Annotated in this window: 14 protein-coding genes; 7 read left to right on the top strand and 7 right to left on the bottom strand. The window is 71.4% G+C overall.

Annotated features, from left to right (window positions below; translation table 11 throughout):
- Window positions 1–33 precede the first annotated feature (33 nt).
- On the top strand, window positions 34–2,730 hold the full coding sequence (gene acnA / locus MWM08_RS03035; protein ID WP_244457999.1) for an aconitate hydratase AcnA: 2,697 nt from the start codon (window positions 34–36) through the stop codon (window positions 2,728–2,730).
- A gap of 21 nt (window positions 2,731–2,751) precedes the next feature.
- Here acnA and MWM08_RS03030 read toward each other — a convergent pair whose 3' ends face one another.
- The 4 genes from MWM08_RS03030 to MWM08_RS03015 form a co-directional block, all read right to left on the bottom strand.
- On the bottom strand, window positions 2,752–3,429 hold the full coding sequence (locus MWM08_RS03030; protein ID WP_244457998.1) for a Crp/Fnr family transcriptional regulator: 678 nt from the start codon (window positions 3,427–3,429) through the stop codon (window positions 2,752–2,754).
- Window positions 3,430–3,446: 17 nt separating this feature from the next.
- On the bottom strand, window positions 3,447–4,463 hold the full coding sequence (locus MWM08_RS03025) for a Bug family tripartite tricarboxylate transporter substrate binding protein (protein ID WP_244457997.1): 1,017 nt from the start codon (window positions 4,461–4,463) through the stop codon (window positions 3,447–3,449).
- A gap of 142 nt (window positions 4,464–4,605) precedes the next feature.
- Window positions 4,606–5,787, bottom strand: a complete 1,182-nt coding sequence (locus tag MWM08_RS03020) for a serine hydrolase domain-containing protein (RefSeq protein ID WP_244457996.1) — start codon at window positions 5,785–5,787, stop codon at window positions 4,606–4,608.
- Window positions 5,788–5,856: 69 nt separating this feature from the next.
- Window positions 5,857–7,017 carry an MFS transporter gene (locus tag MWM08_RS03015; RefSeq protein WP_244457995.1) on the bottom strand — a complete coding sequence of 387 codons (1,161 nt, stop codon included), beginning with the start codon at window positions 7,015–7,017 and terminating at the stop codon, window positions 5,857–5,859.
- 71 nt (window positions 7,018–7,088) lie between these two features.
- On the opposite strand from MWM08_RS03015, the gene MWM08_RS03010 reads away from it, so the two are divergent.
- The 5 genes from MWM08_RS03010 (at window position 7,089) to fdxA (ending at window position 11,926) form a co-directional block, all read left to right on the top strand.
- Complete coding sequence (locus MWM08_RS03010) at window positions 7,089–7,238, top strand: hypothetical protein (protein ID WP_244457994.1); 150 nt, start codon at window positions 7,089–7,091, stop codon at window positions 7,236–7,238.
- 81 nt (window positions 7,239–7,319) lie between these two features.
- Window positions 7,320–7,994 (top strand): hypothetical protein, encoded by a 675-nt coding sequence (locus MWM08_RS03005; protein WP_244457993.1) that lies wholly within the window; start codon window positions 7,320–7,322, stop codon window positions 7,992–7,994.
- A gap of 214 nt (window positions 7,995–8,208) precedes the next feature.
- The gene (locus tag MWM08_RS03000) at window positions 8,209–11,097 is read left to right on the top strand and encodes a helicase-related protein (RefSeq protein ID WP_244457992.1); all 2,889 of its coding nucleotides are present in this window, start codon (window positions 8,209–8,211) and stop codon (window positions 11,095–11,097) included.
- Between the two features lie 9 nt (window positions 11,098–11,106).
- On the top strand, window positions 11,107–11,397 hold the full coding sequence (locus tag MWM08_RS02995; protein WP_244457991.1) for an RNA-binding S4 domain-containing protein: 291 nt from the start codon (window positions 11,107–11,109) through the stop codon (window positions 11,395–11,397).
- Between the two features lie 202 nt (window positions 11,398–11,599).
- The gene (fdxA, locus tag MWM08_RS02990) at window positions 11,600–11,926 is read left to right on the top strand and encodes a ferredoxin FdxA (protein ID WP_244457990.1); all 327 of its coding nucleotides are present in this window, start codon (window positions 11,600–11,602) and stop codon (window positions 11,924–11,926) included.
- Between the two features lie 48 nt (window positions 11,927–11,974).
- On the opposite strand, the gene MWM08_RS26400 is transcribed toward fdxA, so the two are convergent.
- Window positions 11,975–12,847, bottom strand: coding sequence for a hypothetical protein (locus MWM08_RS26400; RefSeq protein WP_279323228.1), 873 nt, complete (start codon window positions 12,845–12,847; stop codon window positions 11,975–11,977).
- Between the two features lie 13 nt (window positions 12,848–12,860).
- On the opposite strand from MWM08_RS26400, the gene MWM08_RS02975 reads away from it, so the two are divergent.
- Window positions 12,861–13,382: a CarD family transcriptional regulator gene (locus tag MWM08_RS02975; protein ID WP_244460049.1), complete on the top strand. Its 522-nt coding sequence runs from the start codon at window positions 12,861–12,863 to the stop codon at window positions 13,380–13,382.
- 21 nt (window positions 13,383–13,403) lie between these two features.
- Here MWM08_RS02975 and MWM08_RS02970 read toward each other — a convergent pair whose 3' ends face one another.
- On the bottom strand, window positions 13,404–14,204 hold the full coding sequence (locus MWM08_RS02970) for a hypothetical protein (protein WP_244457988.1): 801 nt from the start codon (window positions 14,202–14,204) through the stop codon (window positions 13,404–13,406).
- A 109-nt stretch (window positions 14,205–14,313) separates the two neighbouring features.
- Window positions 14,314–15,102, bottom strand: a complete 789-nt coding sequence (locus MWM08_RS02965; protein ID WP_244457987.1) for a Bax inhibitor-1/YccA family protein — start codon at window positions 15,100–15,102, stop codon at window positions 14,314–14,316.
- Between the last annotated feature and the right edge of the window lie 30 nt (window positions 15,103–15,132).

Here is a 15,132-nt window from a genome sequence, read left to right as displayed (position 1 = left end):
AGGCCGCCTGCATCGAGGAAGGGCATCGCAACCATGCGGATGATCGGGCAGGACAGCCTGAAGACCCGCCGTACGCTCAACGTGGACGGCAAGACCTATCACTACTTCAGCCTGCCCGAGGCCGCCAGGAGCATCGGCGACGTCACCCGCCTGCCCTACAGCCTCAAGGTGCTGCTCGAGAACGTGCTGCGCTTCGAGGATGGGCGCTCCTACACCATCGACGACGCGAAGAAGATCGCCGAGTGGGTGCAGACGGGCCGCTCCACCAAGGAAGTGCCGTTCCGCCCCGCCCGCATTCTGCTGCAAGACTTCACCGGCGTGCCCGCCGTGGTGGACCTGGCCGCGATGCGCGACGCGCTGCTGAAGCTGCAGGGCGACCCGCGGAAGGTGAACCCGCTGGTGCCGGTGGACCTGGTCATCGACCATTCGGTGATGGTGGACTACTCGGGGTCCGCCGCCGCGCTGCAGAAGAACGTGGATGTCGAATTCGAGCGCAACGGCGAGCGCTATGAATTCCTCCGCTGGGGCCAGGAGGCCTTCAACAATTTCCGCGTTGTGCCGCCGGGCACGGGCATCTGCCACCAGGTGAACCTGGAATACCTGGCACAGGTCGTATGGACCGCGACCGACACTGGCGAGGTCTTCGCTTTCCCGGATTCCTGCTACGGCACCGACAGCCACACCACCATGGTGAATGGCCTGGGCGTGCTGGGTTGGGGCGTGGGCGGGATCGAGGCCGAGGCTGCGATGCTCGGCCAGCCGATCGCAATGCTCATTCCCGACGTGATCGGCTTCAAGCTGACCGGGTCGGTGCGCGAGGGTGTGACCGCCACCGACCTGGTGCTGACGGTCACGCAGATGCTCCGCAAGAAGGGCGTGGTCGGCAAGTTCGTCGAGTTCTACGGCCCGGGCCTGGCGCACCTGCCGCTGGCCGACCGCGCGACCATCGGCAACATGGCCCCCGAATACGGTGCGACCTGCGGCTTCTTCCCGGTCGATGACACCACGCTGGAATACCTGCGCCTGTCCGGGCGCGACCAGCACCGCATCAACCTGGTGCGCGAATACGCCAAGGCGCAGGGCATGTTCCGCGAGGCGGACAGCCCCGACCCGGTCTTCACCGATACGCTGGAGCTCGACCTGTCGACGGTGGAACCGTCCATGGCCGGGCCGAAGCGTCCGCAGGACCGCGTGGCGCTGTCCAATGCCGGCGCGGCGTTCCTGAAGGACCTCGCGGCCGGGACCATGGGCGTGCCGGGCGAGAAGGCCGACCTGCGCGTGCCGGTGGCCGGGGCGAACTACGACCTCGGCCATGGCGACGTGGTGATCGCGGCGATCACGTCGTGCACCAATACGTCGAACCCGTACGTGCTGGTGGCGGCGGGGCTGGTGGCGAAGAAGGCGCATGAGAAGGGGCTGACCACGAAGCCGTGGGTCAAGACCTCGCTCGCGCCGGGCTCGCAAGTGGTGACGGACTACCTGAACAAGGCGGGGCTGACGCCGCACCTCGATGCGCTGGGCTTCCAGACCGTCGGCTATGGCTGCACCACCTGCATCGGCAATTCCGGCCCGCTGCCCGAGCCGATCGTGGACGCGATCGAGACCAACAAGCTGGTCGGCGTGTCGGTGCTCTCGGGCAACCGCAACTTCGAAGGGCGCGTGCATGCCAATGTGCGCGCGAACTACCTGGCCTCCCCGCCGCTGGTGGTGGCGTACGCGCTGGCCGGCACCATCCGCCGCGACCTGACCAAGGAACCGATCGGCATGGGCCGCGATGGCCAGCCGGTGTACCTCAAGGACATCTGGCCGACGCAGAAGGAGGTGAACGACACCGTCCACGCCGTCGTCACGCGCGAGATGTTCCAGGAACGCTACGGCGACGTGTTCAAGGGCCCGGCGCAGTGGCAGGCGATCCGCGTCGATGCGGACAGCGACACCTATCGCTGGAATTCCGGTTCCACCTACGTGCAAAACCCTCCGTACTTCGAGGGCATGACCATGGACCCGAAGCCGACCGGCGACGTGAAGGGCGCGCGGCTGCTGGCCCTGCTGGCCGACAGCATCACGACCGACCACATCTCCCCGGCGGGCAACATCCGCAAGGCGTCGCCGGCGGGTGAATACCTGCTGGAACACCAGGTGCGCCAGGACGACTTCAACTCCTACGGCGCGCGGCGCGGCAACCATGAAGTCATGATGCGCGGCACCTTCGCCAACATTCGCATCAGGAACGAGATGGTGCCGGGTGTCGAAGGCGGCGTGTCCAAGCATTACCCGTCGGGCGACGTGGCGCCGATCTACACGGTGGCGATGCGCTACAAGAAGGAAGGCGTGCCGCTGGTGGTGATCGGCGGCAAGGAATACGGCACCGGTTCGTCGCGCGATTGGGCGGCGAAGGGGACCTTCCTGCTGGGCGTGAAGGCGGTGATCGCGGAGAGCTTCGAGCGCATCCACCGGTCGAACCTGGTGGGCATGGGCGTGCTGCCGCTGGTCTTCAAGGACGGCGAGAGCCGCCTGACGCTGGGGCTGAAGGGCGACGAGACCATCGACATCCTGGGCGTGGAGAAGCTGTCGCCCCGCATGATGATGGACGTGGTGATCACCCGCGCCGACGGCACGCAGGTGAAGACGCAGGTGATGTGCCGCGTCGATACCGCGGACGAAGTCGAGTACTATCGCAACGGCGGCATCCTGCACTACGTGCTGCGCGGGATGGCGAAGGCGGCGTAAGCCGGCCAACGCCGCGGCGTTTCAGGGAAGGGCGCGGTCCGCAGGGGCCGCGCCATTTTCGTTGTCGGGATCCCGGATTGCGTCCCGCGCCGCCTCCAGCAGCGTGATGTGCTCCCGCAGGCTGCCCACCACCTGCCGCACGTAGTAGAAGCCGAAGCGCGGATTCTGCAGATACAGCTGCGTCAGCTCGTCGTAGCTGAGTTCCAGCGCCTCGACCTCGGTCTCGCAGATGCCGGTGTTGGTGCGCCGCCGGTCGTCGGCGAAGATCGCGATGTCGCCGAAGAAGCCGCCCGGCGCCACCACGCGGCCAGTCTCGGCATAGCGGAAGGCGCCGCGCAGCAGGTAATACGCGGTCTCCGCCGGATCGCCGCGGCGGAACAGCACCATGCCCGCCGGCAGCACGATGCGCCGGGTGAAGGGGCGCAGCCAGTCGGCCACGAAATCGCCCGCGGCGGCATCGCGCACACGCGCGACCAAGCGGCGCATTTCGATCAGCCGCTGCAGGTTCAGTGGCAGTAGCACCAGGTGCAGGAACAGCACGTTCCACAGCAGTGCCAGCGCGCCGAAGGCGATGAACAGCAGGTTCGCCACGATCGCCACGACGCGCAGCGGAATCATGGTCCGCATGCGCTGCGCCATGATGGTCGCGATGGCCGCTGCATAGCCGATGGCGGTCACCGCGATCTCGCCGGTGGTCACGGCGCTGCCGCCGTGCCTCAGTCCACCCTGATGCCCGCCGCGCGGATCACCGCGCCCCAGCGTGCGCGCTCGCGCGCCACCACGCCGTCCATCTCCGCCGGCGTCGATGTCCAGACATCGATGCCGAGCCGTGCGAGGCGCGCCTGCGTCTCCGGCGCCGCGAGCACGTCACGCAGCGCGCGCGACAGCCGATCGATGCGGTCGGAAGGCGTGCGCGCAGGCACCTGCAGCCCCTGCCAGTTCTCCACGACGAAATCCGGCACACCCGCTTCCGCCGCCGTCGGCACCTCCGGCGCGCCCGACCACCGCGCGGCCGAGGTCGCGAACAGCATCCGCACGCGCCCGGCCTGCACCTGGCCAAGCCAAGCCGGCGGGCTGTCCAGCGCCATGTCGATCCGCCCGGCCAGCAGGTCGGTCACCACCGGCGGCGTACCGCGATAGGGCACATGCGTGATGTCGAGCCCCGCCTGCCGGCGCAGCAGCTCCATGCCCACATGGCTAGGCAGCCCATTGCCGGCGCTGCCATAGGTCATCGCACCCGGCCGCGCCCGTGCCGCAGCGGCCAACGTGGCGAAATCCGCTGGCCCGTCGGCGCGCACGAACAGGCCGAGCGGCGAGCGCCCGATCAACCCGACCGAGGCGAAATCCTCCGGCTTCCAGGGCAGCTGCGCATAGAGGTTCGGGCTGAAGGCGGCGAGCCCGGTCGACACCAGGATCAGCGTCAGCCCATCCGGTTCGGCGCGCGCCACCGCCTCGGCGGCGATGTTGCCGCCGGCGCCGGCACGGTTCTCGACCACCATGGGCTGGCCGAGCACCGCGCCCAGCGCCGGCGCCAGCGCGCGCGCCAGCGCATCCAGGGTGCCGCCGCCCGGCGGGAAGGGCACGACGGCGCGCAGCGGCCGGTCCGGCCAGGGCGCCTGGCCGCGTGCTGCGCCCGGCGCGGCGGCGACGATGAGGCCCGCCGCGACCATGCGTCGGCGGCGCAGGTAATGGATGGCGGCGTGGGTGCGGCGCGGCGGAACGGGGCGCGGCATGTGCACAACCATGGCGTATCTCTCCTGACATCAGGGGATGCGGGGCTGTGCTTCGCGCAATTTGGTTGGTTGGGCTTACGAAGCGCGCCGATCATGCCCGTGGCCGACCGCGGCTGTCCATCGCGAAGCGCGCGGCGCGCCGTCAGCCCGCTGGGGCGAACTCCCGGAACAGCGCTTCCTGCAGGGCCTTCAGCGCCTCGTCCGCGCGCCCGTCGGGCCGGTTCGTCGCGACCACCACAGCGAAGTCCCGCGACGGCTGCACCATCACCATCGCCAGGTTCATGCTGTTGGACCCGGTGTGCAGCATCACCTCGCCCCGGCTGAAGGGCATCTCGATGAAGCCCCAGCCCAGGCCATAGGCGCCGCCCGAAGGCGTACCCGGCGCCGCATCCGGGCGCGCCGGCATCTCGACCACGCGGGTGTGCAGCCGGCGCAGCGTCTCGCCCCCCACCAGTGCCGGGCCGCGCCGCCCCGCGCCCGCGTGCCAGCCGGCCCAGGCGGCGAAATCCAGGATCGACAGATGCGCCGCCCCGGCCGGGCCATATACCGCGGGCACGTCGCCATTCGGCCCCGCCAGCATCGCGAGCAGCGACCCGTCCGGCCGCACCACGTGGCCGAGCGGCGCATCGACGCGCCCCATGGTCGATTGCGGCCCGATGCCCGCGCCGGCCAGGCCGAGCGGACCGGCGATGCGCGCCAGCACCAGTTCCTCCCACGTCGCGCCCGCCGCGGCCTCGAGCATCGCGCCCGCGATCATGTAGCCGAGGTTCGCGTAGGCGAAGCGCGTCCCCGGCGCCGAGGCGAGCGGCCGCGTCCGCAATTGCCCGATCACCCAGCGCCGCATCGCGTCGAGGTTCAGAGAATCCTCGCCATAGGCCGCGAGCAGCACGCGGATGATGGCGTCGTCGTCGGGCGATACGCCGCCGGTGTGCGAGAGCAACTGCGCCAGCGTCACTCCCGCCAGGCCGGAATCCATGCCCGCGCGCAGGTCGGGGAAGGCCTCACCCACGCTGCTGTCCCAGCGGATGCGCCCGGCCTCGACCAGGATGCCGGCGAGCAAAGCGGTGAAGGCCTTGGTGCACGACCCGATGTGGAACCGGTCGGTCAGCGTGACCGGGATGTCGGCGCCGGCGCGCCGCGTGCCCACCGCCCCCGCGGCGACGACGCGCCCCTGAAGCACCACCGCGCCCGCCACCGCCGGCAGGCCGAAGCGCGCGAGGGTGGGGCGCAGCGTGGCATCGAGGCTGGCCGGCGGCGGCTGCGCCACGGCCTGCGTGGTGGCGAGCAGCGCCGCCGTGCCGATCATCGTCGTCCTGCGTCGCATCGTCGCCTGTCCTGCACCGTGCCCGCGCACTCTGGTCCGCGCGCGGGCGGCGCGGCAACACGCGCCGACTCAGCCGCGCTCGGCCAGCCAGCCGCGCAGCAGCAGCGCCGCACCCGCCCCGCACATCGCCGCCATCCCCCAGAATACACCGCCACCCATTGCTGCGTAGCCCCACCCCGCGGCCAGCGTCGCCACCATCATCACCGCCCCGATCCCCGCCGCGAGCAGCGTCTGCGCGGTGCCCGCCACCTGCGCCGGGATCGCGTGCTGCATCACCCGCATGGTGGCCAGGTGCATCGCCCCGAAGGTCAATGCGTGCAGCGCCTGCGCCACCACCAGCGCAGTCAGGTCCACGCTCTGCGCCGTGATGCCCCAGCGCAGCAGGCCGGCGCCGGCCGCCACCAGCGCCAACCCCCGCGCGCCAAGGCGTTCGGCCAGCGGCCGGCCCCAGGCGAATAGCGCCACCTCCGCCACCACCGACCAGGCCCAGAGCAGGCCGATCACGCTCGGTGCCACGCCGGTGCGTTCCCAATGGATCGACCCGAAGGCGTAATACGCCGCGTGGCTACCCTGGATCAGCGCCGAGACCACCAGCACGCGGCGGAAGGCGGGCAGCGCCCATACGGCGCGAAAGGCGCCGCCCCGCCGGCGCGTCGGGGCATCGCTCACCGGCAGCCGCAGCGCGGCAAGCGCGGCGGCAAACAGCGCGCCCGCCAGCAGCCACGCCACGCTGGCGGCCCCGGCGCGTTCCGCCACCCACCCTGCCGCGCCAGCTGCGACAATGAAGGCCGCCGAGCCGACCGCGCGCACCCGCGCGTAATCCCAGGATTCGGCCCGGGCGGCGCGCAGCGCCATGGCATCGCCGAGCGGCACGACGCAGGCGAAGGCGACCGCGAAGACCAGATTCGCCGCCAGCAGCCCGGCGAAGCCGCCAGCCACGCCGTACAGCATCGCTGCACAGGCCGCGACCAGCGCGCCGGCCGCCATCACCGCGCGCGGCCGGCCCAGCGCATCGGCCAGCCGCCCGCCCAGCGGCCCCGACACCAGCCGCACCGCCCCGCCAAGCGCCAGGATGGTCGCGACCTCTGCCGCGCCCAGCCCGGCGGCCGCCATCAGTGGCGGGATGAAGGGCAGCAGCACGCCCACGGCGGCGAACTGGGCGCCGAACAGCAGCGCGAAGCGCGGCGCCGCCCCGGAAATTCTCTGATCTGGGGCAGGGCTTCTTTCCACGATCGGACCATCCCGGCAGCGCATGAGGCCGCCGTGTGACTGTGCCGGGACGCGCCCAACGGAGGAAGCCCATGCCCGCGACCCACAGGATCGTGCCCGATGGCGAGGATCTCTTTGCCCTTGCGCGGATCGACGACAGGCGCGTGGCGTACGACGCCGCGCTGCTGGCGCAGGCCAACGGGCCTGGCGCGGTGGAGACGCCGGGCGGCGGCGTGGCGTAGCAAGCCCCCGCCCAGCCGCCCGCACGCCTGGCCGAGGACCAGTTCCAGACGTCGCGCTCCGCGTTGATTGCCGCCGGGCGCATGGCGTTGCCCGATGGCGGCACGGACCGTGCGCCCGAGATCGCGCTGCCGGAACGCCACCTCGCCGCCGTGTTCAAGGACGCGATCGCCGAGCACGGCCCGCGGGTGCGGCGGGAGACGCTGGCCGACCTCGCGGTCGCCTTTGCAACGCTGAGCGACTTCTTCGCTGGCGCGATGGTGCTGCTGCATGCCTGCTCGGGGCCTGGTGGTCGGCGCCGAGGCGTCGCAAGCTGGGCGCCCGCCGTGGCAGCACTTCTCGATGCGCGCAATCGCGTCGGCCTTCAGTTCCTCGGCGCCTGGCTCTCGGCGGCGCAGCAACTCAACAGCGGCGATGCGGGCGTGCTGGACGGGGTCTGCGCGGAGCCCTTCGATTCCTGGATCCGTGGCTGCGTGCTGTTGGGTGTCGGCGTCATCGTGATCCTGCTGCCGCACAAGCAGGTGGTCGTGCTCAACCTGGGCGGCGAAGGGTCGGGGCTGTCCAGCGTGGGCATCCTCGATGGCTTCTCCGCGACGGCGATCTGCGGCGCGCTGCTCGGCCTGGGCGAACGCATCCTGCCGCGGGTGATCTCGGGCGAGGCGGACCGCGTCCTGCGGCAATTCGGCGCCGATCGCGCGGCACCTGCGCCCGCACCAGCACCTGCCGGCGGGGCCCCGGCGGCCGTTGCGCCGCCCTAGGTGGCCAGCGCCCCACCGAGGCCCGCGCAACCACCCGCGACGCCGCAACCGGACCAGGCGGCGACCGGCGCGGACGGCATCAGGGGCAAGCGCCGGGCGTCGCCGCCGAAATAGACGCGGCCGGCGCGCCATGCCCGCGCGCCGTCCTGCCATGGACAAGTGGCGCGCCCCATGCGACGGAAGCCCGCTCCTCATTGCGGAACGCCTGCGCGCCATGTTCGAACCTCGGGTCCGCGCCGTCCTCGGCCCTACCAATACCGGCAAGACTCATCTCGCGATCGAGCGATTGCTCGCGCATGCGTCCGGCATCATCGGCTTCCCGCTGCGCCTGCTGGCGCGCGAGAACTACGACCGCATGGTCGCGCAGAAGGGCGAGAAGCACGTCGCGCTGATCACCGGCGAGGAAAAGATCGTCCCGCCCGAGGCGAAGTGGTTCGCCTGCACGGTGGAGGCCATGCCGCTCGACCGTCCGGTGGAATTCCTCGCGGTGGACGAGATCCAGCTCTGTGCGGACCCCGACCGCGGGCATGTCTTCACCGATCGGCTGCTGCATGCCCGCGGCATGGTCGAGACCATGTTCCTCGGTGCGGAGACCATTGCGCCGCTGCTGCGCCGACTGGTGCCGCGCGCCGAGATCGAGACGCGCCCGCGCCTGTCGCAACTCACCTACGCCGGCCCGGCGAAGCTGACGCGCCTGCCCGCCCGTTCCGCCATCGTCGCGTTCAGCGCGAACGAGGTCTACGCGATTGCCGAGGCCGTGCGCCGCCGCCGCGGCGGCTGCGCAGTGGTGATGGGCCGGCTGTCCCCGCGCACGCGCAATGCGCAGGTCGCGCTGTACCAGAACCGCGAGGTGGATTTCCTGGTCGCCACCGACGCGATCGGCATGGGCCTGAACATGGATGTCGACCATGTCGCCTTCGCCGCGCTGCAAAAGTTCGACGGCCAGCAGCCGCGGCCGCTGACCGCGCAGGAAGTCGCGCAGATCGCCGGGCGCGCCGGGCGCGGCATGAAGGACGGGTCCTTCGGCACCACGGCCGAATGCGCGCCCATGCCCGAGGAGATCGTGGAGGCGGTGGAGACCCATGCCTTCGAGCCGATCCAGCAGCTCGCCTGGCGCAATTCCGACCTCGATTTCACCAGCATCGACGGGCTGCTCGGCAGCCTCGCGGCCTCGCCGCCGCAGGCGGGGCTTGCCAAGGGCCACGACGCGGTGGACCACATCACGCTGGAAGCCCTGTCGCGCGTGCCGGAGGTGCGCGACCTGGCCGACACCGCGTCGCGCGTGCGGCTGCTGTGGGAAGCCTGCCAGGTGCCGGATTTCCGCAAGCTGGCCGATGACAGCCACACGACGCTCTGCACCAAGCTGTTCACGCACCTGGCGCGCGACGGGCGCCTGCCGCGGGACTGGGTGGTGGGTGCGCTGGCGGTGCTGGAACGCACCGATGGCGACCTCGATACGCTGATGGCGCGGATCACCGCGATCCGGGTCTGGGCCTATATCGCCGCGCGCAACGACTGGGTCGACGACGCGCCGGGCCTGCAGGCCGATGCGCGCCGCGCCGAGGACATGGTCAGTGACGCGCTGCACGAGACGCTGACCGCGCGCTTCGTGGACCGCCGCGCCGCCCACCTGATCCGCAAGATGGACGACACCGAGGAGGAACTCCTCTCCGCCGTGACCCGCCGCGGCGAGGTGGTGGTCGAGGGCCATCCGGTCGGCACCGTGAAGGGCTTCGCATTCGAACCCGATTCCGCGACGGTCGAGGAGGAGGAACGCCGCGTCGTGCTGCGCGCCGCCCGCCGTGCGCTGGCCGCCGAGATCCCGCGCCGCGTGGCGATGCTGGAAGCGGCGAAGGACGACGCCTTCGCCATCACCGCCAACCACCGCATCACCTGGGCCTATTCGCATGCGCCCAACATGCCCGCGGGCCTGGGCGACATCGCCGAGGTCGCGAAGCTCAAGCCCGGCCCGGAACCTTCCAAGCCGCAGGTCGAGGTGCTGGCCAGCGAATACCTGGACGGCGCGCAGCGCGAACGCATCCGCGAACGCCTGGCCACTTGGCTCGATGCGCTCATCAAGCGCGAACTGGGCGCGGTCTTCGCCGCCGAGGGCAAGGCCTCGGAGGACAACACGCTGCGTGGCCCTGCCTTCCGCCTGCGGGAGGAACTCGGCCTGGCGATGGGCCGCACCGACCCCGACATCCGCCCCGACCTGCGCCAGAAGCTGAAGGGCATCGGCATCCGGGCCGGCCGCTACGCACTGTTCGTGCCCGAGGCGATGAAGCCCAAGGCCATGGCGCTGCGTGCGCAGCTGTGGTCGCTGCTGCGCGGAATCGAGACGCCGAAGCTGCCTGGCGGCGGGCTGATCGCCGTGCCGGCGCGCGAGGACTGGCCGCGCGGCTTCGCCGAGACCATGGGCTGGCTGCCGGCCGGGCCGGTGCTGCTGCGCCTCGATGTGGCGGAACGCATCGCCGGGGAGATCGGCCACCTGACGCGCCGCGCGCCGGCCATGCTGCCGGGTGACCTGGCCAGCCGGCTCGGCGTGAAGGGCGATGTGCTGGGCCCCGTTCTGGACGCGATGGGCTTCCGCCTGATCCCGACCGAGGTGCTGGAGGAAAAGCAGTTCGGCCCGCCCTGCCCCGCGCGCATCGCTCATGCCCGACCGGCGCGCCCCGAGCATCATCGCGGCCCGCGGCGCGACGGCCCGCCACGCGGGGAAGCCCGCGATGGCGAACCACGTGGCGAACGGCGGGACGGCGAGAACCGCGGCCCGCGGCGGGACGGCCAGAACCGCGGTCCGCGGCGCGACGACCGCCGCGCCCCGCGGACGGACCAGCCGGCGGCCGATGCGCCGGCTGCCGAGGGGGCCGTGCCCGCCGAGGCCGGCGCCGAGGCTCCGCGCCCGCCGCGCCAGGACCCCCGTCCGCCCCGTCAGGACAACCGCCCGCCGCGCGACCAGAACCGCCAGGGCAAGGGCGGCGGCTACCAGGGCGATCGCGACCGCGGCCCACGTCGCCCGCGCGAGGATCGCCCGGCCCTGCCCTCCATGCCGCGCCCGGACAGCCCCTTCGCGGTGCTGGCCAGCCTGCTCAAGAAGGACTGACGCGGCCCCGTGGCGGAGACGGAGCGCGAGGCCCAGCGCCTCGACCTCTGGCTCTGGTGCGCCAGGCTGCGCAAGACGCGCGCCGATTGCGCCCGCCTGGTCGAAGCCGGGGCGGTGCGCATCAACCGCCAGCCCACCGACAAGGCGCATGCCCGGGTGCGGCCGGGCGACGTGCTCACCATCGCGCAGGGCCAGGGCGAGCGTGGGCGGATCCTGGTCTGGCGCGTGCTGGCTCTGGCCGCCCGGCGCGGGCCGCCGCCCGAGGCCCGCACGCTGTTCGAGGAAATGCCGGACGAATGAGCAACCGCCTGCACCCGCCCATCTCTGCCGGGACACCGCCGGGCCCCGTGGCGCGCCGGCGGGCGCAAGCCCGGCCCGGCATTCACGCCGCCGCCATGTGCGGCGCCGCGCCGAGCCATGTGCCGGGGGTGGCTTGCGGCCTGGCGGCCGCGCGGCCATTTTGCAGGCGCCGCAACGCCTTGAGCCTGGGGACCGACCGCCCGTGACCTATGTCGTCACCGAGAACTGCATCAAGTGCAAGTACATGGACTGCGTGGAGGTCTGTCCGGTGGACTGCTTCTACGTCGGCGAGAACATGCTGGTCATCCATCCGGATGAATGCATCGACTGCGGCGTCTGCGAACCCGAATGCCCCGCCGAGGCCATCGTGCCCGACAGCGACGACAAGGGGACGGCGTGGCTCGAGTTGAACCGCACCTATGCGGCGCAATGGCCGAACATCACCCGCAAGGGCGATGCACCGGCCGATGCGGATGAATGGAAGGACAAGCCAGGCAAGAAGGAGCTGTTCAGCCCCAATCCGGGCTGAGCATTCCTTCACGCCCGTCCTGCGGGGTGACGGGCGGCTATCTTTCTGCTATTGTTTCAGACAGATGGCCGGGTTGTACCGTGGCAGCGCCCTGGTGGTGCGCCCGGCCGCGGCCCGCTGGATCAGCGTCGCGGCCCCGGCTGAGGGCAGTGCGGCGGGAATTGGGAGCAGACCGGTCATGAAGGCATCCGCCCGCGCCAAGGCGCAGAGCAGGTCCCGCGCCACGGCCAAGGCCAAGCCCGCCACCAAGGCCAAGGCCGCCGCGAAGCCGGCGGCGAAGTCGAAGCCGAAGGTCGCCGCGAAGCCGAAGGCGGTGGCCAAGGCGGCGAAGTCGCCCACGCGCAAGGCGGCAGCCCCGAAGCCCACCACCAAGGCCAAGCCGGCCACCAAGCCGAAGGCCGCCGCGCCGAAGCCGGCCCCCAAGGCAAAGCCCGTCGCCGCGAAGACGAAGACGACCACCACCGCCAAGACCGCGCCGAAGCCCATGGCGAAGCCCGCCCCGGCCCCGAAGGCGGCAGCATCGAAAGCAGCAGCACCGGCCATGAAGCGCGAGACCGTGGCCCCCGCCACCAAGGCAGAGGCTCCCAAGCCCGCCGCCACCGCGGCCCAGGCGCCGGCGCCCAAGGCTGCCGCACCGGCGGCGAAGGCCCCGGCGGCGAAGGCCCCAGCGGCGAAAGCCGCGACCGCGGCGCCGAAGCCGGCCGCGACCGCCCCCGCGCGGCCTGCCGTCGTGCCCGCACATACGGAAGGCATCGCGACCACCACCCCGCGCCCGGAGATGCCGCGCGCCCCCGCCCCGCCGCCGCCCATGGCGCGTGGGGCACCGGTCTCGCTGCCGCCGCCGACCCATCGGCCGAGCGCCTCGCCGCTTGCCTCGGCGGCCGCCAGCCGCGCCGCGCCGCGCCCAAAGGAGGACTTCAAGGCCGGCGACCACGTGGTCTACCCGACCCATGGCGTGGGCCAGGTCCAGGGCATCGAGACGGTCGAGGCGGCAGGCTATTCCCTGTCGGTCATCGTGGTGACCTTCGAGGAAAACCGCATGACGCTGCGCGTGCCGGTAAACAAGGCGGCGTCGTCCGGACTGCGCAAGCTGGCGGTGGGCGCGGCCATGCAGCAGGCGCTCGATACGCTGAAGGGCCGCGCGCGCATCAAGCGCACCATGTGGTCGCGCCGCGCCCAGGAATACGAGGCGAAGATCAATTCCGGCGACCCGATCCAGATCGCCGAGGTGGTGCGCGACCTGCACCGCAATGCCGGCCAGCCGGACCAGTCCTTCTCGGAACGGCAGATCTACGAGCAGGCGCTGGATCGCCTGGCAGCGGAGGTCGCGGCGATCGACAAGTCGGACAAGCCGGCGGCGATCGAGAAGCTGCTCACCTACCTCGGCAAGGCCGAAAAGGGCCCGCGCGAGGACAAGGCCGATAAGGCCGACGCGCTGGACGATTCGGGGCAGTAGCGCCCCCGCGCCCGACGCGGTTCAGCCGCGCCGGGCCGCACGTTCGGCACGGATGGTCGCCTCGATCGCGACCAGTTCGTCCCAGTTCTCGATCACCTGCGCCTTGTCGGGCGCGGTGGGGCGCAGGTCCGCCGCACCCGCCACCGGGGTGTCGGCCGGCAGGCCGAGCAGCGCTGCGATGCCGGCTTGCGCCGCCGGCGCCAGGCGCTGCCCATCGATGAAGTCGGGGTACCGCAGTTCCAGGAGGCGGGGATGGCGGCGGAAGGTGCGGCGGACAAAGTCGCGCGCGTCCAGGATGGCGCGGATTTCGCGGGCGGCGCGCCTGGGTTCTGCCACCAGGCGCAGCGCGGCGTCCGGTTCCGCCAGCGCGGTGCGACGGTGCCAGCCGCGGTGCTCGGCGATCAGCGTGCTGGCATGGCATTCGGCCGGGCTGTCGCGCACCAGGTGGATGATGGGCAGGTTGCGCGCGCGCAGCACCGCGGCGATCAGGCTGCCCCCGCCCGGCGGTGGCCAGGCCCAGGCACCGGAGAAGCCGCCCAGGTTGTTGTACATGACGTCGAAATGGAGGATCGGGCGGTCGCTGCGCGCCAGCATCTCGTCCAGGAAGGCCCCGAGCAGCGCGTGCATATGTGCGGATCGGAAGTCGAATTCCGGATGCCGCGCGAACCAGCCGGCCAGGAAGGTTGGAAAGAGCCGGCGCGGCTCGCCGGGCTGGAAGCATTCGGCGACGCTGCGCACCAGCGTCCCGGCATTCAGGCAGCCGCACAGGAACTTGGTCCCGCTGCGCTGGGTCGCGATGGTGACGATGATCTGGCGGTCCATCGCGTCCCGATAGCGCGCTTCGGTCCGGCCAGGAACCGGATGAAGCCCAAAGGAAAGGCCCCGGGGATTACTCCCCGGGGCCCTGGCCGTTCCGCTTTCGCGGGGCCGTTTATTCCTGCCTGTTGCCGATCAGCGAGAGCAGCAGCTGGAACAGGTTCACGAAGTTGAGGTACAGCCCCAGCGCGTCCATCACCGAGCGCTTGCCGGCCTCGTCGGTGCCTTCGGCGTAGGCGTAGGCGACGTAGTCCGACTTGATGCGCTGCGTGTCATAGGCGGTGAGGCCCACGAAGACGACCACGCCGATGATGCTGATGGCGAAGGCCAGCGCCGACGACGCCAGGAAGATGTTGACCAGCGACGCGATGATGATGCCGATCAGGCCCATCATCATGAAGCTGCCCATGCGCGTCAGGTCGGCCTTCGTGGTGTAGCCGTACAGGCTGATGCCCGCGAACATCGCCGAGGTGATGAAGAAGGTCGTGGCGATGGACTGGCCGGTGTAACGCAGGAAGATGTTCGACAGGCTTGCGCCCATGGCGGCCGCGAACAGCCAGAACAGCAGCTGCGCCGTGCCCTTGCTCATGCGGTTGATGCCGAACGAGAAGACCAGCACGAAGGCCAGCGGCGAGAGCATCGCAACCCAGCCCAGGATGGTCGGCGAGACGACGCGCGCGCCCGAGGCGGTGCGGCCGACCGACCAGAACAGCTGCATCAGCTCCGGCGTGGAGGCGATGACATACGCCACGATGCCGGTCAGCAGCAGCCCCGAGGCCATCCAGTTGTAGACCCGGAGCATGTAGGACCGCAGCCCGGCATCGACGGCGGCCGCGTCGGCGGCCGCAGTGCGACCCCAGCCAGGCGCACCCGTCGTGAATCGAGTGTCGGGACCAAAGGCCATGACGACTTGAACTCCTTGTAGGGGGAGGAT

This window comes from Roseomonas fluvialis, assembly GCF_022846615.1.
GTDB classification, from domain to species: Bacteria; Pseudomonadota; Alphaproteobacteria; order Acetobacterales; family Acetobacteraceae; genus Neoroseomonas; species Neoroseomonas fluvialis.
The sequence above is the reverse complement of the archived record's forward strand: the minus strand, read 5'-3'. Positions and strand labels throughout refer to the sequence as shown.